This window comes from Acetobacter sp. AAB5, from assembly GCF_050106715.1.
Taxonomy (GTDB): Bacteria; Pseudomonadota; Alphaproteobacteria; order Acetobacterales; family Acetobacteraceae; genus Acetobacter; species Acetobacter oryzifermentans.
This window is the reverse complement of sequence record NZ_JBNIEW010000003.1, coordinates 247,310-268,788: the sequence shown is the minus strand read 5'-3', so window position 1 is coordinate 268,788 and position 21,479 is coordinate 247,310. Positions and strand designations below refer to the sequence as shown.

Sequence of the window (21,479 nt, the reverse complement as noted above, 5' to 3'; positions counted from 1 at the left end):
ACAGGTGTGGTTTTTTCAGCCATCTGCGTTGCCGGGCAGCGTTTCCCACCCTGTGCCGATAAAAGTAAGCACACGGCGGCCCATGCCATCTGCACGCAATACAATCAGATTCTGGTCTTCCAACCACCCTAGCAGACGGCGCGCACGCCCTTTTGAAACCGTGCCGTACACCCGCGCAATAGCGGCATCAGATGGACATGGCTGCCGATCCAAGGCGGCACGTGCCAGAAAAAGCCCCACGGCCTGAAGGTCTTCCGGCAAAGTGGAGGCCAAAGCTTCGGCCTCCTGCCATTCGGGCTGTGTGGATGTTTCTTCATCCACACCGCTGCGGGCTGTGGCCAAAGCCCGGTTAAAGCGCCGCATATCCAGCGCATTCCGCCCCAATCCGGCAATCCGGCACCGTACCAGAAAGTCCTGATACAAAACGGGGGCTGGTCGAAAAGCAGCTTCTTCATCTTCCATCATGTCACGCAGAATGGCGCGCATGCGGGCTTCACGCTCGGTTTGGGTTTCGGATGTTTCTTCGGGGGCTTCCTGTTCGGCTTGAGCGGCCTGTGCCTCACCATGTGCAGCAAGTTGAGTGAGCAAATCAGGCGGTGGCGGTGCAGGCGCTTTGCGTGGGCGAACAGGCATATCCTGCACAGGCACGGGGGCCAGAATAAGATCATGCACAGGCGCTGGTGGCGGCTCAAACGGTGTAAGCACCGGCCCGGCAGAGCGGCTTTCTGTTTCTACTGCGCCAATACGCACCGGCACTGGCCTGCGGCACAAGGCAGGGCCAAGCGCTACAAAAGTGCCGCGTGCTAAATCTCGGAACGATTCGGCCTGCCTGCGCTCCATCCCCAGCAAATCTGCCGCGCGGGACATATCAATATCCAGAAATGTGCGGCCCATCAGAAAGTTGGAAGCTTCTGCTGCCACGTTTTTGGCCAGCTTGGCCAAACGCTGCGTGGCAATAACCCCGGCCAAACCACGTTTACGGCCACGGCACATCAGGTTTGTCATGGCGCCAAGGGATGCACGCCGGGCTTCGTCCGAAACCTCACCTGCGGCGGCTGGGGCAAAAAGCTGCGCTTCATCCACCACCACCAGCACTGGATACCAGTATTGGCGCGGCACCTCGAACATGCCGCCTAAAAATGCAGCAGCCCAACGCATTTGCTGGTCTGCATCCAGACCTTCCAGATTCAGCACAACCGAGGCACGGTGCATACGCATGCGTTCACCCGCCGCATGTAGCGCCATTTCGGAATGGTCTGCGCCATCAATCACCAGATGGCCGAATTTTTCCGCAAGGCTGACAAAATCCCCCTCCGGGTCAATAATCGCCTGCTGCACCATGCGGGCGGATTGCTCCAGCAACCGCCGCAGCAGGTGTGATTTACCAGACCCAGAATTACCCTGTACCAGTAGGCGCGTGGCCAGAAGTTCGGCCAAATCTAATTGCGCCGGGCCACCCCCCGGCACTTCACCCATTATGATCATGCTGCTCATGGCTGGAGGGGATACCGCTTAGCCCCTGTATCCTGCAACCATGCCTGTAGGCCCTTTGCTGCTGCGCGCCCCGTGGCAAGGCAGGCATGCAGCAGATAGCCGCCTGTTGGGGCCTCCCAATCCAGCATTTCCCCCGCCACAAACACACCGGGCACTGCACGCAGCATAAAGCCATCTGTGCAGGAGTCGGACGTAATTCCACCAGCAGTGGAAATGGCGCGGGCAAGCGGTTGTGGGGCGCTCAACACTACGGGCACAGCTTTTAACCGTGCAGCCAAGGCTTGAGGTGAGGAAGGAATATCCTGCCCACCTTCACGCAGCAATGCGACAGCAACAGGCGGTAAGCGCAATGCCTTGCGTAATTTATTAGAGAGGCTCTCGCGCGGGCGGGTGGCGGCCAAACGGCGGGCTACTTCCTGCTCTGGCATATCCGGGCGCAAATCTACCATCACGGTCACCACACCCTCTTCGGCAATGGCAGCCCGAATAGGAGCAGACAGTGCGTAAATCGCGCCGCCTTCCAGCCCATTGGCAGTTACCATCACTTCGCCCTGCACGCGTTGCCCTGCAAAGCTGAGTGCTACAGGTTTAAGCGGCACGCCTGCAAAACGCTCCCGGAACAGATCAGACCACGCTGTCTCAAAACCACAATTTGCGGGCTGTAAGGGCGCTATGTTCACACCCTGCTGCGCCAGAACTGGCACCCAACCTCCTGCACTGCCCAAACGCGGCCAGCTTGCCCCGCCTAGCGCCAGCAATGTGGCATCTGCCTGCATGGAGTGCGGTGCATCCTGCCCTTCGCGCTGCACAAGCAGGTGGCCTTGTTCGTCCCATCCTTTCCATGCGGTGCGAGTGTGAAAAACAACGCCAAGCGCCTGCAACCGCGCCAACCATGCACGCAGCAATGGGGATGCCTTCATGGCCGAAGGAAACACACGGCCAGAAGACCCCGTAAAGTGGGCTTGCCCAAGCCCTTCCATCCAGTGCTGGATGTCCTGCGTGGTCCATGCATCCAATGCCGGGCGCAACCATGATTGCGCTACACCATAATGCCGCATCAAGGCCTCATGCGGTTCGGAATGCGTGATGTTTAACCCACCCCGCCCTGCCATAAGGAACTTGCGGCCAACACTGGGCATGCGCTCCAGCACCTGCACGCCGTAACCGGCCTGTGCCAGATACTCCGCAGCAGCCAACCCCGCGGGGCCAGCCCCAACAATAACAATATGAGCGGCTGAAGCGTGTGTCATAGGCAAGATATTACTGGAATCGGAAAAGCGGAATCATACCGCCTTTCCGCCAGCGTTGCGCACGGCTTTTGCCAGATCTTCAATCTGCGCCAACACGCGTGGCAAAGTTTCCGCCGTAGCACGTCCTTTGTCATCCAACGTATCCGCCAAGGTAGATAGCAAGGCCGAGGCCACAACAGCACCATCTGCAATGTTGGAAGCGTTGGCGGCCTGCTGCGGTGTACGCACACCAAACCCAATGGCGATGGGCAGCTTTGTTACCTTACGCAGGCGCGGAATGGCTTCTTCCAGATCATGCGTGGTAGCGGAACGTGTGCCCGTAATGCCCGTAATGCTCACGTAATACACAAACCCAGATGCATGAGAGAGCACATAAGGCAGGCGCTTATCCGATGTGGTGGGCGCCACAAGCCGGATGATATCCAACCCATTTGCCTTGGCAAATGGTGCCAGCACATCGGCTTCCTCTGGCGGCAGGTCCACCAGAATCAGGCCGTCCACGCCGGCACTCGCGGCATCACGGCAAAAGCGTTCATACCCGTAAGATTCTACCGGGTTCAGATACCCCATAAGGATAATGGGGGTTTTGTTATCCTGCTGGCGAAAATCCGTTACCATATCCAGCACACCTGCCAGCGTGGCCCCGGCCTTAAGGCCACGGCGGGCAGCGGCCTGAATAACGGGGCCATCAGCGGAAGGATCTGAAAAAGGCATGCCAATTTCAATCAGATCCGCGCCAGCAGCGGGCATTTTCCGCAGCAGTTCGAGCGATGTATCCCAATCCGGATCATACGCTTCCAGATACGGGATAAGCGCACCGCGGCCTTCAGCGGCAAGTGCTTTAAAACGGGCTGCTATACGGCTCACAGCTTGACCCCCAGATGTTCGGCAACAGTGAAAATATCTTTATCACCCCGGCCAGAAAGGTTGACCACCAGCAGGGTATCCTTGGAAAGCGTAGGCGCAATTTTGGCGGCATAAGCCACGGCATGGGCAGATTCCAGCGCGGGAATAATGCCTTCCATACGTGTGCAAAACTGGAAGGCATCCAGTGCCTCATTATCCGTAATGCCTACGTATTCTGCGCGGCCAATATCATGCAGCCATGAATGTTCCGGCCCCACACCGGGGTAATCCAGCCCAGCACTGATGGAATGCGCTTCCTCAATCTGGCCATCTGCATTCTGAAGCAGGTATGTGCGGTTGCCATGCAGCACGCCGGGGCGTCCGCGCTCAATAGAAGCTGCGGTTTTGCCGCTATCCAGACCGTGGCCTGCGGCTTCCACACCAATTAGACGAACCGATTTATCATCTAGAAACGGGTAGAAAATGCCCATAGCGTTGGAGCCGCCGCCAATAGCGGCCACCACAACATCTGGCAGACGGCCTTCAGCGGCCTTCATCTGAGCTTTGGTTTCCGTGCCGATTACGCTCTGAAAATCACGCACCATAGCTGGGTATGGGTGTGGGCCGGCCACCGTGCCAATAAGCATGTAGGTATCAGCAATATTGGCCACCCAATCCCGCATGGCCTCGTTCATGGCATCTTTCAGTGTGCCTGCGCCGGAGGTAACGGGCACCACCTCCGCGCCTAGCAAACGCATACGGAACACGTTGGGCTTTTGCCGCTCTACATCGGTAGCACCCATGTAGATCACGCATTTCAGGCCGAACAGGGCGCATACGGTTGCCGTGGCCACACCATGCTGGCCCGCACCGGTTTCCGCCACAATACGGGTGCGGCCCATACGCCGGGCCAGCAGAATCTGCCCCATAACGTTATTGAGCTTGTGGGAACCCGTATGGTTGAGTTCTTCACGCTTAAGAAAAATTTTAGCGCCACCCAGTTCTTCCGTCATGCGCTGGGCAAACCAGAGCGGGCTGGGGCGGCCGACATAATCTTTCAGATAATAATCCAGCTCCTTCCGGAAGGCCGGATCAGCCTTGGCAGCCTTATAGGCTTCATCCAGTTCCAGAATGAGAGGCATAAGGGTTTCCGCCACAAAGCGGCCCCCATGACGCCCACCAAAATGCCCCCGCTCATCCGGCTGGTGCCGGAGGGAATTGCTCTGCACCGCTGCCGTGCCGTGTTCCTTCGGATCTGCCATTTCTGGTCTGCCGCTCCCATACCGCGTGAAAAACCGCGCCTGCCAGACATGCAAAAGCCTGGCATCGCCTGTCATAACGAAGCCGCAGGCTTACCAGATACCGCAAGGCGTTGCACAGCCCTGCAACCACGTAACCTTGCCAGAAACATGTAGAAGGCCGCATAATTTGTAACAGTTGAATATTTGCAGCCCATATCGCCACCTGACATTCTGTGTTCAGAAAACAGTGGCCCTGCCTGCCTTCGGTAGCGCGCGCACACAAAATGGAGAATCGCATGTTCCTGGCCCACCGGCCTGGTATGCCCGCACGGGCTATTGAGACCGCAGCCGACGCCGCCGATGCCGTATGGCTGGACCTTCTAGACCCCACCCCGCAGGAACAGGCCCTGGCAACCCAATTATGCGGCCAGCCCATTCCCACGCTGGATGACCTGAACGAAATTGAAAGTTCATCCCGCATTAGCGTGCGCAATGGAGCGGCTTTTCTTTCCTCACCTTTATTGCAGAAAACCGGCCCGGAATTTCAGACAACACCTGTCGGCTTTATTCTGACGCAAAACCGGCTGTTCACCATCCGCTTTCAGTCCTACCAGTCTTTTGAAACCGTGGCGTTGCTTGTGGCGGACCATGCGCAGGTTATGCCTGCCCCCCATGCCATTCCCACCCCAGAAACACCGGCCCCCACACCGGCATCCACCGCGGCTCCCTCCGCCCCACTCCACACCCAGCATGATACCATGCTGCATGCGGGTGAAATTCTGGTGGCGCTGATTGAAACCATTGTAGACCGGCTGGCCGATATTCTGGAAAGCGTGGGAGACCTGCTGGATACTCTTTCGCACGATATTTTTCGCACTCGCCCATCCGGCCAAGCCATGCGCAATATTGCATCATGGCAGCGTGACTTGCTCCAGCGCGTGGGCAGTTCGGGCAATCTGTGTTCACGTATGCGCGATACGCTTTTGGGCATGGAGCGCATTGCCCTGTTTTTGAGCGAAAGCCGCAAAACAGCCAGCGCCATCCCCACCCCCGGGTACATGCTGAGCACGCGCCACATCACCACGGATTCCGTGCCGCAAGAAGGGGAAAGCAATACTGCCGCAGCCTATGCGCTTTCCAGCCCGCTGCGGATGCGCATTACCACAGTAAGCCGAGACCTTTCCTCGCTAGATGCCTATGTTTCCCAAGCGCAGGACAAGGTGGAATTTCTGCTGGATGCCACGTTGGGCTTTATTAACATTGAACAGAACGGGGTCATGAAGGTGCTGACAGTTGTCAGCTTTATTGGGGTGGCCCCTACTTTGATTGCTGGCATCTATGGTATGAACTTCAAGAACATGCCTGAACTGAACTGGTCTTTCGGGTACTGGTATTCACTCGGGCTTATGGCCTCCACCATTGTATTGCCCCTGCTGTGGTTCTGGAAAAAAGGCTGGCTGGGAGGGATCAAGTAAAATGCATCAGTTCTGGAAAGCGGCTTTTTTCTGCGCCTCTCTTGTCGGTAGCATGGCTACGGCACAAGCTGCATCCTCCACACCCACACAGGCCCCGCCACCTAATGGGTATCAGGCGTTTTTTGACCATCTGAGCACCGAACCCTTACGCTATGCCGCCGTATCTTCACGCAATGGCAAGCGGTTGCTTGTTGGACTTCATCCTTCCACGGCAGGCCATGTGGCGGGGGAACTGATGCTGCTGGATGGCACCATGCGCCCGCTGTTAAGTGCGGATGTGGAAGGCACAGCGCCTGATCTGCAAAGCGGGCAAACCGGCATGTGCCAGCTTACCACCACCCTAAAGGAAGACAGCCTGCACCTGAATGGCCCATGCTCACAGGATCAGATTTCCGGTGGGCTTACACGCACCATGCACCCTTCCCAGCTATGGTCTCAGGTAAACAGCTTTATTTCCCCCGATATGTCGGTTTCCGCCGTGTGGCTGACCCGTGCCGGGTGGAATGCAGCCATTACCCCTGCGCCAACGCCATGAAGCCCACACCACAAGGTTATTGACGATACATCTGGCCGCCGTTATTATGCGGCCCCATAGTACTGGCTGACTTCACCTGCCCAGTGCATCCTCCCTTTAGTCTGGATTATTCTGCCCCGGCATCACCTTCCAGCAAGGTGCCTATTTGCCGCAGCCGCGCGCTTCCGGCAGCCGATGGCATGAGAAATCCTGACATATTCCTTATGAACTTTTGCCAGTCAGGGCATTTCCTAGATGCATCTTGCGGAACTCAAGGCCAAATCCCCAGCGGATCTTCTGGCCTGCGCTGAAGACCTGAATATTGAAAACGCGTCATCCCTGCGTAAGCAGGACATGATGTTTGCCATCCTGAAGGCGCTGGCCGATAACGACCAGGCGATCTACGGCGAAGGCACGCTTGAAATCATGCACGACGGGTTTGGTTACCTGCGTTCCCCCGAATCAAACTACCTTCCCGGCCCGGATGATATTTATATCTCCCCCACACAGGTGCGCCGCTTTGCCCTGCGCACAGGTGATACGGTAGAGGGCCAGATTCGCGCCCCGCGTGATGGTGAACGCTACTTCTCCATGCTCAAGATCAACACGATCAACTTTGAGCCACCGGATGCCGTACGCCACCGAATCAACTTTGATAACCTGACCCCACTTTACCCTGAACGTCGCCTTCAGATGGAAGTGGAAAGCCAGGCAACAGCCCCGGAACCCAAATCCGAAAAAGGCAAGAAAGGCGCGCAGAAAGACTTTACCCCGCGCGTTATCGATCTTGTTTCCCCCATTGGTATGGGCCAGCGCGCCCTTATTGTGGCCCCGCCTCGCTCGGGCAAAACGGTTATGCTGCAAAGCATTGCCTCTTCCATCAGCGCCAACCATCCGGAAGTTTTCCTGATCGTTCTGCTGATTGATGAACGCCCGGAAGAAGTTACGGACATGGCGCGCTCTGTGCGCGGTGAAGTGATTGCCTCCACCTTTGACGAACCCGCACACCGCCACGTGCAGGTAACGGAAATGGTGCTGGAAAAAGCCAAGCGCCTTGTTGAACACAAGCGCGATGTGGTGATCCTGCTGGATTCCATTACCCGTCTGGCCCGCGCCTACAACACCGTTGTGCCCTCATCCGGCAAGGTGCTGACCGGGGGTGTGGATGCCAACGCCCTGCAACGGCCTAAGCGCTTTTTTGGTGCCGCCCGTAATATTGAAGAAGGTGGTTCTCTCACCATTATCGCCACGGCGCTGATTGATACCGGCAGCCGCATGGACGAAGTGATCTTTGAAGAATTCAAAGGCACGGGCAACTCGGAACTGGTGCTGGATCGTAAGCTGGCAGACAAGCGCACCTTCCCGGCAATCGACATCACCAAAAGCGGCACCCGTAAGGAAGAGCTGCTGGTGGATCGGGCTACACTGTCCAAAATGTGGGTTCTGCGCCGTATTCTGGCCCCTATGGGCACGATGGACGCCATGGACTTCCTGCTGGACAAGCTGAAATACAGCAAAACCAACAATGACTTCTTTGAAGCCATGAACAACTGACCGGGCAGGCTTTTTCTCGCCTTTCCTTCCGTCAGTTCATTTCTACAGAGCGCCTGCTTCGGATTACGAAGCAGGCGTTTCCTGTTTTTTGCGCAATGTGAGCACCACACTGCCATCGGGCTGCGGCACATCGGACAAAATGGTATGCCCAAGCGCCCGAGCAGACCGGCTGATGTTTTTTAGCGGCTCTTCCCCCTTCAGGCGCACAGCCAACAAACCGCCCGGTGGCAGGCCATCCAGCGCCAGACGCGTGCGCACAAATGTCATGGGGCATTTTTCCGTTGTAATATCCAAAACGGCAATGCGTGGCTCTTCCTGCACGTTAAAATCAGGCACGTATGCAGCAGAACGGGTCATTCAGAAACTCCATAAAAGGGCGAAAAACGTAAGCTCATCTGCAAAAGATAGGGGCCTGCATCGCATAAAAAAACTGCCAGCGAGTGTAAAATTGGACAAACCCTATCACTTTCGGCTACCTGAAACCTGAAACACAAATTGTAACTCAAAGCAGGATTTGTGATCTTGAAGGCACAGTCGGCAGAATCGCGGATCGAGCAGCTGTGTGTTGAACACGGCCTGAAAATGACCGGACAGCGGCGCGTGATTGCGCGTGTTCTGTCTGAAGCAGACGACCACCCTGATGTGGAAGAGCTGTACCGCCGTGCCTTGACACTGGATTCCCGCATTTCAGTGGCCACGGTGTATCGCACCGTAAGGCTTCTGGAAGAAAAAGGTATTCTGGAACGCCGAGATTTCGGCGGTGGGCGCGCACGGTATGAGGCAACGGAAAATGGGCGGCACCATTATCATCTGATAGACGTGGATAATGGGAAGGTTATAGAGTTTGAAGATCCCGAACATGAAGCTTTGATGAAAAAAGTGGCTGATCGGTTGGGCTTTGAATTTGTTTCCATGCGGCTTGAGCTGTTTGGCCGCAAAAAATCCGCTGCAAAGCCGGGCACCAAAACATCCTCTCGTGCCCGCCAGAAAGGAAATGCTGCATGAGTGCAACGCGCAATAACGGAGGGGGACTTTCTGCGCTGGATCTGGAACGCAAAGGCTTTCCTGAACTGCGTGGTGGCACCCTGAGCGTACGCATTGCAGAAACAGAGGCCGAGCTGGAAGCAGCCCAAGCCCTGCGCTATCGCGTTTTTTATGAAGAAATGGGGGCCCGCCCAGAAGGCGAAACCCTGCGCCTTAAACGCGATATTGATGAATTTGATAATGTGGCAGACCATCTGTTGGTGATTGACCACTCCATTGCCTCGGACGCACGAGGCGTGGTGGGCACATACCGGCTGGTGCAAAGTGACGCCGCAAAAAAAATCGGGCGTTTTTATTCCTCCAGCGAATATGACATTACGCCCTTAAAGGAATTCCCCGGAAAATTGCTGGAAGTGGGCCGGTCCTGCGTAGATAAAAACTACCGTGGGCGCACTGCCATGCAACTGCTGTGGCGGGGCATTGCCTCCTACATTTTCCTGCATCAGATTGATCTGCTGTTTGGTTGCGCCAGCTTGCCGGGCACGGACCCGGACAAAATGGCCAATGAGCTTACCTACCTGTACCACAACCATCTGGCCCCTCCGGCCCTGCGTGTGCGGGCTTTGCCAGACCGGAAGGTGGAAATGCTGCGCACAGACCCGCACAGCCTAAACCTGCGCCGGTGCCTGGCTGGCCTACCGCCACTTATTAAAGGCTATCTGCGGCTAGGTGGTTATGTGGGGGATGGCGCGGTGGTGGACCCGCAGTTCAACACTACGGATGTGGCCATTCTGGTCAAAAGTGAGCTACTGGCAGATAAATATTACAGGCACTACGAGCGCCGCCTGCGCGATGCTCTGGACTGATAACGGACAGCTTTTTCAACGTCCGTTTTCTTTTTCTGTCAGTCAGTAAACTAAGGTTTGCGCCGTGGTAAAACTGCCCGCGTTTTTTCAAACGGCGCATAACCGCCTGCGCCGATGCTGGCGGAACAATTGGCGTTTTATAGGGTTTATGCTGGGGGTTGGCGCTCTTTCTGCGCTGGCTCTGCCCCCTTTGCACTTCCTACCCATATTGTTGCTTACTTTTGGCATACTCGGCCGGATACTCAACACCACAACAAGTTGGAAACACGCCGCATGGGCGGGCTGCCTGTTTGGTTTTGGCTTTTACACAGCCGGGCTTTACTGGCTGGTCAATGCTGTGCTGATCCGTGCAGATGAGTTCTGGTGGTTTGTGCCTTTCCCTTCCATGGGGTGTGCCCTCATTCTTGCGCCAATGGTGGGGGCACCGGCAGCACTCAGCATGTTGGTGCCCACAGGGCTGCGCCGTCTGGCATTTTTTGCCGGAGCATGGACGGTTTTTGATATGGGCCGCACATTTTTATTCAGCGGCTTTACGTGGAATGCACTGGGCAGTTGCCTTGCCATACCCGGCCCTGTTGGGGACATACTCATCCAGCCTGCCGCATGGGTAGGAGAAGATGGACTAACTTTGGCGCTTGTATTGGCAAGCCTACTATGTGGCAACGCCTTATTGGATAGCCTTCATCTGCGCATTCCGTTTACGCCACAAGCGGCAGCCCCATATTGCATACCTGTGGTTCGGCGTAGAATTTATATGGGCTGTATAGCTGCCTCTGTGCTGTGGCTTGGTGTGGGCGCCGCACGCTTTTACAGCATTTATCCTCAGGGCGAATCCGGCCCAATAGCTGTTATGGTTCAGGGCAATGTGCCCGAAACTGAAAAAGTGGGCAGGTTGCGCCCCAGAGATATCTTTTTGCGCTACCTGCGCCTAACAGCCCAAGGCGTGCAGCAAGCGCGGCAATTACAAATTCAGCAGGCAGCCTCTGGCGCACCTTATCGCCCTATTGTGTTTTTGTGGCCGGAAACCTCTTTCCCCGGCTATGATCTGTTGCAGGATACGCCCAAGGCCCGAGAAGTTATTATGGATTGGGCTTTGGGGACCGATGCAGGAATTATTGGTGCACTCCGGCAGGATGACAACGGGCGTTACCGTAATTCCGTTTTGGCTTTGGCCCCCGATGGGGCCGTAAGTGCCGTGTATGATAAAGCACGCCTTGTGCCTTTTGGAGAATATCAACCCTCCTTCATCCCTTTACAGATTGTACCGCAGGGCGGATTGGCTGCTGGCCCTGGCCCACAAACATGGCATTTGGCCAACATTCCACCCGTTGGCCCGTTAATCTGTTACGAAGTGATTTTTTCGGGCGATGTGACCAACCCTCATGATCGCCCCCGCTGGTTGGCCAATGTCACGAATGATGGATGGTTCGGCAACAGTGCTGGCCCACGCCAACATTTGGAATCCGTGCGCTTACGCGCTGTAGAAGAAGGGCTGCCAATCGTAAGAGCTGCCAATACAGGTATTTCTGCTGCCTTTGATGGCAGAGGCCATCTTCTTGCCAAATTGGGGTGGGACAAAACAGGTGTACTTGTTTCTGCTGTGCCTGCGGCCCTTCCTCGCACGTTTTTCGGGCATTACGGACAAGCTGTTCCTTTACTATTCTGTGCATTGCTGATGCTGGGCGCATCTATCCGGCGCAGCAAAGCCTGATTTTTCTTAATTTCCTGTTCACCGTTTTTTTCAGTTTTATGGCGCAGTTCGCTTTTAAACAGGTGTCTGCGTTGTTTTTCTTTTGGAGGAGACGGCAAACATCTTTATAAAATGTTAACCTTCTTGAGCATATTCCCTCGTGAAAGCAGGAAAAGTTTCGAGGCGTGAAACATACGGAGCAGGAACCGATCGACACCACCATGATCCAGCCTCATGCTGCTGCCAGTGCCATTGATGCCCATGTTGGCAAACGCATAAGACTACGCCGCACATTGTTGGGACTCTCTCAGGAAAAACTGGGAGAAGCTTTGGGAATTACCTTCCAGCAGATCCAGAAATATGAACGTGGAGCAAACCGGGTAGGCGCTTCGCGATTGTATCATATTGCCTGTGCGTTGGATGTGCCGATCAGCTTCTTTTTTGATGACATGCATTCTGCGGAAGCTGTTTCCAATAAGCAGGCGCATTTTTCGGAAACACGCAAAAGCTTTGGTGCGCCATCGGACAAGAATGTTAGCGCGGCACCTACATCAGATACAAAAAACATATTCAAAAAGCAGGAAACACTGGAGCTGGTACGCGTGTATTACAGCATTCCAGACGCGCAAATGCGCCGAAAAATTCTTGAGCTTATGCAAACAATGAGCGTATCCAGATAAAAAAGGGCGGCCTTACAGCCGCCCTTTTTAGTAGGTGGATCAGAAGCTCTGATCGTCTCCACCACCCCAATCTCCGCCTGCATCTCCGGCGTCTCCAGCATCTCCGCCCCAGTCAGAACTGTTTGCGTCAAAATTCGGATCTGCGCTGGTGCCTGCACCACCAAAAGGATCTGCGCCTGCTGCTCCGGCTCCTGCTCCTGCATCACCATAATAATTGTTAATGGTTTCCGTAGGGGCTGCACCGCCACCCCATCCAGCATCACCGCCCGCAGCGCCGGCATCATGATGCCCGCTAAAAAGGCTGGTTAACGCATTGGCTGCCATCATGCCGCCAGCAACACCTGTTGCTGTGGAAAGTGCACTGCCCAAAAAGCCCGAACCACCCTGAAACATAGAGGGGCGCATACCATAAGGCATGGGCTGCGGCTGATATTGCGGCGGCATAGGTGCTGCTGCAGGGCGGCCACCCCAACCCGGAGGCGCTGCGGTTGGCTGCGGTTGGGGCTGAGCCTGCGGATTCTGCCCACCACCAAACAAGCCACTAAAAAAACCACCCGATTTCTGTTGCCCAGAACCCTGCTGCTGCTGGGCCTGCTGCAAAGCTTGTTGGGCTTGCTGTAACTGGAACTGAAGCTGCTGAATACGGTTTTGCGCTTCTACCAGCGCAGCTTCCTGCACAACTGCCATCTGGGTGATGCGATAGCGGGCTTCCGGATATTTCTGGAATTCCTGCGCAATAAACTGGTCTGCTTCCGGGTCTATTGGGGGCAGGTTGGGCCGCGTAGAAGGCACGCTGGCAAAACCACCCTGTGGTGCGCCGCTTACACGCGCAAAGAATTTTTCGATCAGATCGCGTTCGTCGTTATTCATCCCATACCTTCCCTGCCCTTTTGGGCCTAACGCTGGCGGCTACAGCCTTTGTTTTTACGCCAACACTCTGTCCAAGATGTGGCGCGGATACAAGCGCGATGCAAGAAGCCCTGCGCAGGAAGAATTGCACCATGGCCTGCCTTCTCTTCCGGTTCGGCGCATGGGGCTGTATGGTGTGCCCGCATGCAGCATATATATGCTGCATTATAACGTAACCTACCGGAGTAGCACCCTGATCATGGACCCGGCGTCTGCCCGCCCCACTGAGCGGCCTCTTTCCTTTCAGGATCTTATCCTGACCCTTCACCAGTTCTGGTCCAAACAGGGATGCGCCATTCTTCAGCCCTATGATCAGGAAATTGGTGCAGGCACCCTTTCCCCCCATACCACCTTACGCGCGCTTGGCAGCAAGCCGTGGAAAGCCGCCTATGTGCAGCCCTGCCGCCGCCCGTCTGATGGCCGCTATGGGGAAAACCCAAACCGCTTGCAGCACTATTACCAGTATCAGGTTCTGCTCAAGCCCACGCCGGAAGAAAGCCAGAAACTGCTGCTAGACAGCTACCGCGCAATTGGGATTGACCCCGAACTGCACGATATCCGCTTTGTGGAAGATGACTGGGAAAACCCCACCATCGGCGCATGGGGCCTTGGTTGGGAAGTATGGTGCGATGGCATGGAAGTCACGCAGTTTACGTATTTCCAGCAGGTTGGCGGTATTCCCGTAACCCTGCCTTCCACCGAACTAACATACGGGCTGGAACGCCTGGCCATGTATGTGCAGGGCGTGGAGAACGTGTACGATCTGGATTACAACGGCGCGGGCCTGACCTATGGCGATGTATTCCTACGCGCTGAGAAAGATTACTCCCGCCATAATTTTGAACTGGCGAACACAGACCTGCTGTTCCAGCATTTTACAGATGCGGAAAAAGAAAGCGTGGCGCTGGCCGAAGCCGGAGTGGCCCAGCCTGCGTATGATCAATGCCTGAAGGCCAGCCATCTGTTCAATCTGCTGGATGCGCGCGGCGTTATCAGCGTGAGCGAACGCGCCGCCTATATTGCCCGAGTGCGTAATCTGGCCAAGCTATGCTGTGAAACCTGGCTGGCTGGCGAGGACAAGTAAGATAATGCCCGAACTGCTGATAGAACTGTTCTCTGAAGAAATTCCAGCCCGGATGCAAAGTCAGGCAGGGGAAAACCTCCTGCGCCTGCTAACCGAGGCTCTGACCCCCCTGCACCCACAGAATGCCGTGGCCGCCACCGGCCCACGCCGCATTGCCGCCAGCCTGAACATTGATGCCACAGTGCCCGGCCGCACGGTTTCTGAACGCGGCCCGCGTGAAGGCGCACCAGATAAAGCGCTTGATGGCTTTACCCGTAAGCATGGTGTTACGCGTGATGCGCTAACACTACAAAACGGCTTCTGGATGCTAGAGCGCGAAGAACCTGCCGTAAGCGCGCAGGCCCATATTGCGGCTGTGCTGCCTGATCTGCTGCGGCGCTTCCCTTGGCCCAAATCCATGCGTTGGGGTGCTGGCAGCAGCTTTACATGGGTGCGCCCACTACGCCGTATTCTGTGCATTCTGGATGGTGAAGCCATACCTTTCTCCCTCGCTCAGGGTGAAGATAACGGGCACAATCTGGTAGCCTCCAACCTTACGGAAAGCCATCGCTTCCTCAACCCCGGTGCCGTAGCTGTTTCCAGTGCTACGGAATGGCGGAAAACCTTGCATGACCGCCACGTGATGGTGGATGCGGCAGAACGCCGTAAAACCATTACAGAAGGCCTGAACACACTGGCTGCCTCCGAAGGGTTGCAGATTGTGCCAGATTCTGGATTGGTGGACGAAGTAGCTGGGCTGGTAGAATGGCCTGTGCCGTTCCTTGGCCAGATTGATGCCCAGTTTATGGAACTGCCTGCCGAGGTGATGCAGGTTTCCATGCGCGTGAACCAGCGATATTTTGCCCTGCGCAACAGCGATGGTTCGGCTGCACCGCGTTTTGCTTTTGTGGCCAACATTATCCCCGCAGATGATGGCACGCTAATTGTTACCGGCAATGAACGCGTGCTGCGTGCGCGCTTTGCAGATGCCCGCCATTTCTGGGATCTGGACCGCAAGCAAACGCTGGCTTCCCGCCTGAAGGCGCTGGATTCCATTACCTTCCATGCCAGCTTGGGATCACAGGGTGATCGCACGCGCCGTATGGTGCGTTTGGCCGGTATTCTGGCCGATATGGTGGGCGCACCCAAAGCTGATTGCGAGCGCGCGGCAGAGCTGAGCAAAACCGACCTGACAACCGGCATGGTTGGAGAATTCCCCGAACTTCAGGGGGTAATGGGCGGCTACTACGCTAAACATGATGGCGAAAGTGCTGCCGTGGCTCAGGCTATTAGTGAGCAATATACCCCGCGCGGCCCCGGTGATTCCGTGCCAACTGCGCCGGTTTCTGTTGTGCTGGGGCTGGCCGACCGGATTGATATGCTGGTGGCTTTCTTTGCCGCTGGTGAAAAACCTTCCGGTTCGGGAGACCCGTTCGGTCTGCGCCGTGCCGCATTGGGCATTATCCGCCTGATCCGTGAAAACAATCTGCGGCTTGATCTGGTGCGTCTGTTTGTTCTGGCAGCCGAAGTCCTGCCTGCTGATTTGCAGGATGCGCCTGATCTGGACCTGCTGCCACAGTTTATTGCGGAACGTCTGCGCGTGCAGGTGCGCTCCGAAGGTGCACGGCATGACTGTCTGGCTGCAATTTCCGTCGATAATTCCGATACGGATATCGTGCGTCTGCTAGCCCGTGCCCACGCCTTGCAGGATATGCTGGAAACGGAAGACGGCAAGAACCTGTTGGCCGCCACGCGCCGTGCGGCCAACATTCTGCGGATTGAAGACAAAAAAGACGGCCCACACGAAGATAGCCCAGACCCCGCCCTGTTCACACAGGATGAGGAACGCGCCCTGTTTGACGCGCTGGAACGTGTGGAACCTGCCGTGGAAAAGGACTTTGCCGCCGAACGCTTTACCGATGCTATGCGTGAAGCCGCCAGCCTGCGTGAACCACTGGATAAGTTTTTTGAAGTGGTTACGGTAAACGCCCCAGAACCAGAACTGCGGCTTAACCGCCTGAAACTGCTTTCCCGCGTTGTGCGTATGATGCGGCTGATTGCAGATTTTAGCCAGATTGAAGGTTAATTATCCGCATCGCTTGAGTTTGGCTTGCTGCATCTCAAAAGCAGCAAGCCAGCCAAAGCCAAGTATATGCTTTGGCACGCCCCATGTAGGCTAAACTTCTACACAATGAGTTGCACACAGGCGTGTAGCTGATACCCGTAAAAAGCATAGTGTTTGCCACAACACTCTTTTAGACAGGCACAAACCTTTCTCCGGCAAAATTAAAGTCGGAACTGGCTTTTTCCGGTTTTTTGCATGGTAGAATAGAATGACGTCTTCCCGCTCTCTCACCCTTGGTGTGCTTAATGGTATGGGAAGCGGTGCGTTATGGGGCACTGTATTTATTGTTCCCCTGCTGCTGCATGATTTTACATCTCTGCAAATGACAGCCGGACGCTACATTGTTTACGGCCTGATTTCTCTAATTTTGCTGCTACCCCGTTGGAATATTCTTAAAAAAATTCTGGGAAAAGCCGAATGGATTGCGCTCATCCGCTTATCTATTCTGGGCAATATTCTGTATTACATTCTGCTTTCTACGGCCATTACAACCGTAGGTGGCCCCGTAACCACACTTATTATTGGGTTTTTACCCATTGCTGTATTGGTGATGGGCATACGCGCTGGCAGTAACATCCGTATCAAACAGATTGCCGCCCCCATGAGCTTAAGCGTTATTGGCATTCTGCTTATTGTTTCGCGCAGCTTTACATCTCATGCTGCAAGCGCCCCCGTGCATCCGGTTGCTTTTTCTTCGCAAATTATCGGGTTATTTTGTGCTGTGGGGGCTTTGGCATCTTGGACATTATATGCCGTTGAAAATACACGCTGGCTGTTAAAAACCTCTACGGTAAGCGATCATGACTGGTCTTTGCTAACAGGTGTTGTTACCGGCGCATTGGCTCTTGTGCTGGTTATTCCTGCTTTTGTTTTTCATGCCGCACCCCATGCTTGGTTAGATTGGGCACGTTTTTGGGGTGTATGCAGCGCTACGGCGCTTCTGGCTTCTGTGGTGGCCAACGGGTTATGGAACCGCGCTTCCCGCCTGTTGCCGCTTACGCTTTCCGGACAGATGATAATTTTTGAAACGCTGTTTGCCCTACTTTACAGCTTTGTATGGGCGCATCGCTGGCCAAGCCTTGTAGAGTTTTGCGCCATTATCTGCCTGATAACAGGTGTGTTGTGGTGTACGGCAGCACACCGCACACCACATGACACATCTGAAAAAGCCTGAAATCAGGTTCGGGGAGTGCGGCCAAAAAAGAGGCTGATCACCAGCAGCACCACAAACACAAACAGCAAAATTTTTGCTATTTCTGTAAAATTACCTGCTGCGCCAGAAAACCCGAATATGGATGCCAGAAGGGCAAAAATTAGAAAAATCAGAACCCAGCGTAAAATAGCCATCTACTTTCTCCCTTCCGCCATACGTCAACACGCATGACTGTTACTGGCCTGTAGTAGAAAGACTAACGCGCAAAAGCGGCAACAGTTTGCTGTTACCGCTTTGAGCTTACGCTGCACGCCTAAAAGGTGGTTTTAGTGTTCTTCTGCACCGGGAATAATATCATAAGCCGGGCTGCCGGGTGGTGGTCCGGGTGGCGGGGCATCACCCACGGCAATACCCACCATTTTTTCGGCTGATGCACCAATTTCTCGCGCATCAATAGCTGTGCCCAGTTCACCACTGCTACCTGTGCCAACAGCATAGAGCATTTGCCCCGGGGCAAGCAGATTGGCAACGCGCGTAGCTTCACGCGGGGTAATGCAGACCACAGAGTGATCTTTCAGAATCACACCTGAAAGTTCTCCGTTGGCATTGTAAAGCTGCTGCCAGATTTCACCGTGCAGCACCAAATCTGGGCCCGCAATCATTTCTGTAGAATGCACGGGCATGGCAATAAAGTTATCCTGCATGCCACGGCCACGCGGGCTGGTAATTCCAAACGCCCGAATAATAGGCAGCGTGCGCCCTTTTAACCCACGGATGGAAATAACATCCCCCGGCTTAACCAGCCCAGCCAATGCATGCGTTTGTTCGGGAGAGACAAAAACCTGCGTGCCATCTTCAAGCACCAGCCCAAAGACCCCACCATGCGGAGATGGCAGAAACTGCGCCACCTTACCGCTAAAGGAAGGCAAGCCAGAAAGATCGTACACACCATCTGCCTGCTTTTCTGTATGCGTCTGCCTAGCAGAAAAGGACTCTGCCTTAGAGGCAGGCGTTTTATGCGTCGGCGCAGCTACAGCCACGGAAGACACGAATAATGCAGCAGACAAAGAAAGCAGATAGCGCATAGCCCAACCGATTATGAAACGCCGCCCCCGCCCATATGTGCACGGGGGACAGCATTGCGTGAGATTCGTGGCCCTATTCTCTGCCACGAACTGTTATTCCCACAAGAGCGGGAAAAGCGTGTCAGTGGCGGAAATGGCGCATACCAGTAAACACCATGGCAATACCGGCGGCATCTGCTGCGGCAATCACCTCATTATCACGGATAGAACCGCCAGGCTGAATAACCGCTGTGGCCCCGGCCGCAACAATGGTTTCCAGACCATCTGCAAACGGGAAGAACGCATCAGACGCGGCCACAGAACCCTGTGTCAGCGGCTTGTCCAGCCCAGCGGCCTTTGCTGCCTCACCACTTTTAGAAGCGGCAATGCGGGCAGAATCCACACGGCTCATCTGGCCTGCGCCAATGCCCACCGTGGCACCACCCTTGGCATACACAATAGCGTTAGACTTAACGTGCTTAGCCACACGGAATGCAAAAATCAGATCCTGCATTTCCTGTTCCGTGGGGGCGCGCTTTGTCACCACCTTCAGGCCTTCACGGCTGATCTGGCCGTTATCACGCGTTTGGGCCAGAAAACCCCCGGCTACGGAACGCACTACAATACCTTCTGCCGCCGGGTTAGGCAGGCCACCAGTCAGCAGCAAACGCAGGTTCTTTTTGCGGGAGAGAAGCGCCTTGGCATCTTCTTCCGCATCCGGAGCAACAATCACTTCCGTAAAGATGGCGGAAATCTTTTCCGCCGTGGCTGCATCCAGCATGCGGTTAAGGGCCACAATGCCCCCAAAGGCAGAAACCGGATCACACCGCAGGGCCTGATCCCACGCGGCCGTTAAGGAAGGTGCAACAGCCACGCCGCAAGGATTGGCGTGCTTTACAATTACAACGGCCGGGCTATCAAATTCGGCAACAGCCTCAAACGCAGCATCGGTATCATTGATGTTGTTGTAGGAGAGAGACTTGCCCTGCACCTGCTGCGCCGTTGCTACACCGGGGCGCACTGTGCCATCACGATAGAAAGCGGCTTTCTGGTGCGGGTTTTCACCATAGCGCAGGATTTCCGCGCGCTGGCCAGCGATAATGAAGCGTTCGGGGAAAGGCTGCTGCGCCTGCTTGGCAAACCATGCGGCAATGGCGGCATCATACGCAGCGGTGCGCGCATAAGCAGCGCCAGCATAGGCACGGCGGGTTTCTAACGTGGTGCCACCATCGCCCAGCGCATCAATCAACCCTTCATACTGGGCTGGGTCTGTCAGCACCACCACGTGGGCGTGGTTTTTGGCTGCAGCACGAATAAGTGCCGGGCCGCCGATATCAATGTTTTCAATGCACGTATCTGCATCTGCGCCGGAAGCCACGGTTTTTTCAAACGGATACAAATTCACAGCCACCAGATCGATCGGGCCAATGCCGTGTTCTTCCATCTGGGCCACGTGGGCAGGCAGATCGCGCCGCCCCAGAATGCCACCATGAATTTTGGGTACCAGCGTTTTTACCCGGCCATCCAGAATTTCGGGAAAGCCTGTGTAATCCGAAACTTCCGTAACGGGGATGCCCGCATCGCGCAGCGCCTTGGCAGACCCCCCGGTAGAAAGAATTTCTGCCCCCTGCGCTGCAAGAGCACGGGCAAGATCAAGCAGACCCGTTTTATCGGAAACAGAAATAAGGGCACGACGGATAGGCAGCGTCGTCTGGCTCATGGCGGACCTTTCGCATGGCAAAAACGTAATGCGGGCTGATGAACCCACATGCCACATGCAAGCCATCAGCCGAGGGTGAAAAACGACAAAACCCGCCTTAGCGGCGGGTAAATGTCCAGTACATAGGCTGTCGGCCAGCAGCAATGGCCTTGGCCTCGTACCGAGTGGGGAACCAGCCTTCTGGCCGGGTTAAAACGGGTGCGGGCGCTTCAAAGTAATTCTGAGCAGCCATAACTTCCTGCACCCATGCCTGATAGGTGGGATCATCACTGGCAACGCGCCATACTGCTCCGGGCTTAAGCACACGGGCAGCCAGCGCTACATTTTGCGGATGCACAAAGCGCCGCTTGGCATGGCGTGCCTTGGGCCACGGATCTGGAAACATCAGGAACAACCTGTCCAGACACGCATCGGGCAGCACATTCAGCACTTGCCGGGCATCATCATCCCACAGCCGCAGCATGTCTGGTACGGGTGCAGTTGCTTCCTCCCCTACCGGCACAAGGCGGCTTAACAGGGAGCACAAACCATTATGGAAAACTTCGGAGGCAATATACCCCACTTCGGGGTGTGCATTGGTTTGGGCAAGCACGTGCTCACCACCACCAAAACCAACCTCAAACCAGATCTGTTCCGGCTCATGGCCAAAAACAGAAGCCGGATCTGCCGCGTGCTCTAGCGGAAAACGCATACGCGGCAGGGTTTCATCCAGCAACCGTTCCTGACGGGGGCGCAACGGATGCCCACGCTGGCGGCCATACAGCCGCTCTGGCGGGGGTTTAACATCTGTTACCACAGGCTGACCATTTTCAGCCGAACCTTTAGCCTCCGCCATGAACAGAACGCCCTAA

At 55.5% G+C, this 21,479-nt stretch carries 20 protein-coding genes; 10 read left to right on the top strand and 10 right to left on the bottom strand.

Annotated features, from left to right (window positions below):
- Nucleotides 1-15: 15 nt before the first annotated feature.
- From ACP7IZ_RS05345 to trpB, 4 genes are read right to left on the bottom strand one after another with little or no spacing between them, the layout of a single operon-like run.
- On the bottom strand, nt 16-1,494 hold the full coding sequence (locus tag ACP7IZ_RS05345; protein WP_426848144.1) for a helicase HerA domain-containing protein: 1,479 nt from the start codon (nt 1,492-1,494) through the stop codon (nt 16-18).
- On the bottom strand, nt 1,491-2,744 hold the full coding sequence (locus ACP7IZ_RS05340) for a TIGR03862 family flavoprotein (RefSeq protein ID WP_426848143.1): 1,254 nt from the start codon (nt 2,742-2,744) through the stop codon (nt 1,491-1,493). The genes ACP7IZ_RS05345 and ACP7IZ_RS05340 overlap by 4 nt, the downstream gene beginning before the upstream one ends.
- Nucleotides 2,745-2,777: 33 nt before the next feature.
- Nucleotides 2,778-3,611 (bottom strand): tryptophan synthase subunit alpha, encoded by an 834-nt coding sequence (gene trpA / locus ACP7IZ_RS05335; RefSeq protein ID WP_426848142.1) that lies wholly within the window; start codon nt 3,609-3,611, stop codon nt 2,778-2,780.
- A complete protein-coding gene (gene trpB / locus ACP7IZ_RS05330; protein WP_006116859.1) occupies nt 3,608-4,927 on the bottom strand; it encodes a tryptophan synthase subunit beta in 1,320 nt (439 codons plus the stop codon). Before trpB ends, trpA begins: the two co-directional genes overlap by 4 nt.
- Nucleotides 4,928-5,115: 188 nt before the next feature.
- Here trpB and ACP7IZ_RS05325 point away from each other — a divergent pair, with 188 nt between their 5' ends.
- The 3 genes from ACP7IZ_RS05325 (at nt 5,116) to rho (ending at nt 8,374) form a co-directional block, all read left to right on the top strand.
- Nucleotides 5,116-6,306 carry a magnesium transporter CorA family protein gene (locus ACP7IZ_RS05325; protein ID WP_426848140.1) on the top strand — a complete coding sequence of 397 codons (1,191 nt, stop codon included), beginning with the start codon at nt 5,116-5,118 and terminating at the stop codon, nt 6,304-6,306.
- Between the two features lies 1 nt (nt 6,307).
- Complete coding sequence (locus tag ACP7IZ_RS05320; RefSeq protein WP_426848139.1) at nt 6,308-6,841, top strand: hypothetical protein; 534 nt, start codon at nt 6,308-6,310, stop codon at nt 6,839-6,841.
- Between the two features lie 234 nt (nt 6,842-7,075).
- Nucleotides 7,076-8,374: a transcription termination factor Rho gene (rho, locus tag ACP7IZ_RS05315; RefSeq protein WP_426848138.1), complete on the top strand. Its 1,299-nt coding sequence runs from the start codon at nt 7,076-7,078 to the stop codon at nt 8,372-8,374.
- A gap of 63 nt (nt 8,375-8,437) precedes the next feature.
- Here the strand turns inward: rho and ACP7IZ_RS05310 are convergent, their stop codons facing one another.
- The gene (locus tag ACP7IZ_RS05310; RefSeq protein WP_003623789.1) at nt 8,438-8,731 is read right to left on the bottom strand and encodes a sulfurtransferase TusA family protein; all 294 of its coding nucleotides are present in this window, start codon (nt 8,729-8,731) and stop codon (nt 8,438-8,440) included.
- A 159-nt stretch (nt 8,732-8,890) separates the two neighbouring features.
- On the opposite strand from ACP7IZ_RS05310, the gene ACP7IZ_RS05305 reads away from it, so the two are divergent.
- From ACP7IZ_RS05305 to ACP7IZ_RS05290, 4 genes are all read left to right on the top strand, one after another.
- Nucleotides 8,891-9,379, top strand: a complete 489-nt coding sequence (locus ACP7IZ_RS05305; protein ID WP_006116856.1) for a Fur family transcriptional regulator — start codon at nt 8,891-8,893, stop codon at nt 9,377-9,379.
- Nucleotides 9,376-10,224, top strand: coding sequence for a GNAT family N-acetyltransferase (locus ACP7IZ_RS05300; protein ID WP_035351195.1), 849 nt, complete (start codon nt 9,376-9,378; stop codon nt 10,222-10,224). The genes ACP7IZ_RS05305 and ACP7IZ_RS05300 overlap by 4 nt, the downstream gene beginning before the upstream one ends.
- 64 nt (nt 10,225-10,288) lie before the next feature.
- A complete protein-coding gene (gene lnt, locus ACP7IZ_RS05295) occupies nt 10,289-11,935 on the top strand; it encodes an apolipoprotein N-acyltransferase (RefSeq protein ID WP_426848137.1) in 1,647 nt (548 codons plus the stop codon).
- 164 nt (nt 11,936-12,099) lie between these two features.
- Nucleotides 12,100-12,594, top strand: coding sequence for a helix-turn-helix domain-containing protein (locus ACP7IZ_RS05290; RefSeq protein WP_426848136.1), 495 nt, complete (start codon nt 12,100-12,102; stop codon nt 12,592-12,594).
- A gap of 39 nt (nt 12,595-12,633) precedes the next feature.
- On the opposite strand, the gene ACP7IZ_RS05285 is transcribed toward ACP7IZ_RS05290, so the two are convergent.
- Complete coding sequence (locus ACP7IZ_RS05285) at nt 12,634-13,464, bottom strand: DUF2076 domain-containing protein (RefSeq protein ID WP_426848135.1); 831 nt, start codon at nt 13,462-13,464, stop codon at nt 12,634-12,636.
- A gap of 76 nt (nt 13,465-13,540) precedes the next feature.
- On the opposite strand from ACP7IZ_RS05285, the gene ACP7IZ_RS05280 reads away from it, so the two are divergent.
- The 3 genes from ACP7IZ_RS05280 to ACP7IZ_RS05270 all read left to right on the top strand — a co-directional run bounded on the left by ACP7IZ_RS05280 (nt 13,541) and on the right by ACP7IZ_RS05270 (nt 17,865).
- Nucleotides 13,541-14,587 carry a glycine--tRNA ligase subunit alpha gene (locus tag ACP7IZ_RS05280; RefSeq protein ID WP_426848134.1) on the top strand — a complete coding sequence of 349 codons (1,047 nt, stop codon included), beginning with the start codon at nt 13,541-13,543 and terminating at the stop codon, nt 14,585-14,587.
- 4 nt (nt 14,588-14,591) lie between these two features.
- Nucleotides 14,592-16,652: a glycine--tRNA ligase subunit beta gene (gene glyS, locus ACP7IZ_RS05275; protein WP_426848133.1), complete on the top strand. Its 2,061-nt coding sequence runs from the start codon at nt 14,592-14,594 to the stop codon at nt 16,650-16,652.
- A gap of 247 nt (nt 16,653-16,899) precedes the next feature.
- The gene (locus tag ACP7IZ_RS05270; RefSeq protein ID WP_426848132.1) at nt 16,900-17,865 is read left to right on the top strand and encodes a DMT family transporter; all 966 of its coding nucleotides are present in this window, start codon (nt 16,900-16,902) and stop codon (nt 17,863-17,865) included.
- Nucleotides 17,866-17,867: 2 nt separating this feature from the next.
- Here the strand turns inward: ACP7IZ_RS05270 and ACP7IZ_RS05265 are convergent, their stop codons facing one another.
- The 4 genes from ACP7IZ_RS05265 to trmB all read right to left on the bottom strand — a co-directional run bounded on the left by ACP7IZ_RS05265 (nt 17,868) and on the right by trmB (nt 21,463).
- Nucleotides 17,868-18,038: a DUF1328 domain-containing protein gene (locus ACP7IZ_RS05265; RefSeq protein ID WP_003623804.1), complete on the bottom strand. Its 171-nt coding sequence runs from the start codon at nt 18,036-18,038 to the stop codon at nt 17,868-17,870.
- A 132-nt stretch (nt 18,039-18,170) separates the two neighbouring features.
- Nucleotides 18,171-18,929 carry an OB-fold nucleic acid binding domain-containing protein gene (locus ACP7IZ_RS05260; protein ID WP_063353402.1) on the bottom strand — a complete coding sequence of 253 codons (759 nt, stop codon included), beginning with the start codon at nt 18,927-18,929 and terminating at the stop codon, nt 18,171-18,173.
- Nucleotides 18,930-19,050: 121 nt separating this feature from the next.
- Nucleotides 19,051-20,628 (bottom strand): bifunctional phosphoribosylaminoimidazolecarboxamide formyltransferase/IMP cyclohydrolase, encoded by a 1,578-nt coding sequence (purH, locus tag ACP7IZ_RS05255; protein ID WP_426848131.1) that lies wholly within the window; start codon nt 20,626-20,628, stop codon nt 19,051-19,053.
- 97 nt (nt 20,629-20,725) lie between these two features.
- On the bottom strand, nt 20,726-21,463 hold the full coding sequence (trmB, locus tag ACP7IZ_RS05250; RefSeq protein WP_426848130.1) for a tRNA (guanine(46)-N(7))-methyltransferase TrmB: 738 nt from the start codon (nt 21,461-21,463) through the stop codon (nt 20,726-20,728).
- Between the last annotated feature and the right edge of the window lie 16 nt (nt 21,464-21,479).

What these genes read in the sequence shown, in the direction of transcription:
- glyS (WP_426848133.1), top strand. Translation starts at nt 14,592, where the DNA reads ATGCCCGAACTGCTGATAGAACTGTTCTCTGAAGAAATTCCAGCCCGG.
- purH (WP_426848131.1), bottom strand. Translation starts at nt 20,628, where the DNA reads ATGAGCCAGACGACGCTGCCTATCCGTCGTGCCCTTATTTCTGTTTCC.
- ACP7IZ_RS05320 (WP_426848139.1), top strand. Translation starts at nt 6,308, where the DNA reads ATGCATCAGTTCTGGAAAGCGGCTTTTTTCTGCGCCTCTCTTGTCGGT.
- ACP7IZ_RS05300 (WP_035351195.1), top strand. Translation starts at nt 9,376, where the DNA reads ATGAGTGCAACGCGCAATAACGGAGGGGGACTTTCTGCGCTGGATCTG.
- ACP7IZ_RS05265 (WP_003623804.1), bottom strand. Translation starts at nt 18,038, where the DNA reads ATGGCTATTTTACGCTGGGTTCTGATTTTTCTAATTTTTGCCCTTCTG.
- ACP7IZ_RS05270 (WP_426848132.1), top strand. Translation starts at nt 16,900, where the DNA reads ATGACGTCTTCCCGCTCTCTCACCCTTGGTGTGCTTAATGGTATGGGA.
- ACP7IZ_RS05345 (WP_426848144.1), bottom strand. Translation starts at nt 1,494, where the DNA reads ATGAGCAGCATGATCATAATGGGTGAAGTGCCGGGGGGTGGCCCGGCG.
- rho (WP_426848138.1), top strand. Translation starts at nt 7,076, where the DNA reads ATGCATCTTGCGGAACTCAAGGCCAAATCCCCAGCGGATCTTCTGGCC.
- ACP7IZ_RS05285 (WP_426848135.1), bottom strand. Translation starts at nt 13,464, where the DNA reads ATGAATAACGACGAACGCGATCTGATCGAAAAATTCTTTGCGCGTGTA.
- ACP7IZ_RS05310 (WP_003623789.1), bottom strand. Translation starts at nt 8,731, where the DNA reads ATGACCCGTTCTGCTGCATACGTGCCTGATTTTAACGTGCAGGAAGAG.
- trpB (WP_006116859.1), bottom strand. Translation starts at nt 4,927, where the DNA reads ATGACAGGCGATGCCAGGCTTTTGCATGTCTGGCAGGCGCGGTTTTTC.
- ACP7IZ_RS05280 (WP_426848134.1), top strand. Translation starts at nt 13,541, where the DNA reads ATGTGGCGCGGATACAAGCGCGATGCAAGAAGCCCTGCGCAGGAAGAA.
- ACP7IZ_RS05260 (WP_063353402.1), bottom strand. Translation starts at nt 18,929, where the DNA reads ATGCGCTATCTGCTTTCTTTGTCTGCTGCATTATTCGTGTCTTCCGTG.
- ACP7IZ_RS05340 (WP_426848143.1), bottom strand. Translation starts at nt 2,744, where the DNA reads ATGACACACGCTTCAGCCGCTCATATTGTTATTGTTGGGGCTGGCCCC.
- trmB (WP_426848130.1), bottom strand. Translation starts at nt 21,463, where the DNA reads ATGGCGGAGGCTAAAGGTTCGGCTGAAAATGGTCAGCCTGTGGTAACA.
- ACP7IZ_RS05325 (WP_426848140.1), top strand. Translation starts at nt 5,116, where the DNA reads ATGGAGAATCGCATGTTCCTGGCCCACCGGCCTGGTATGCCCGCACGG.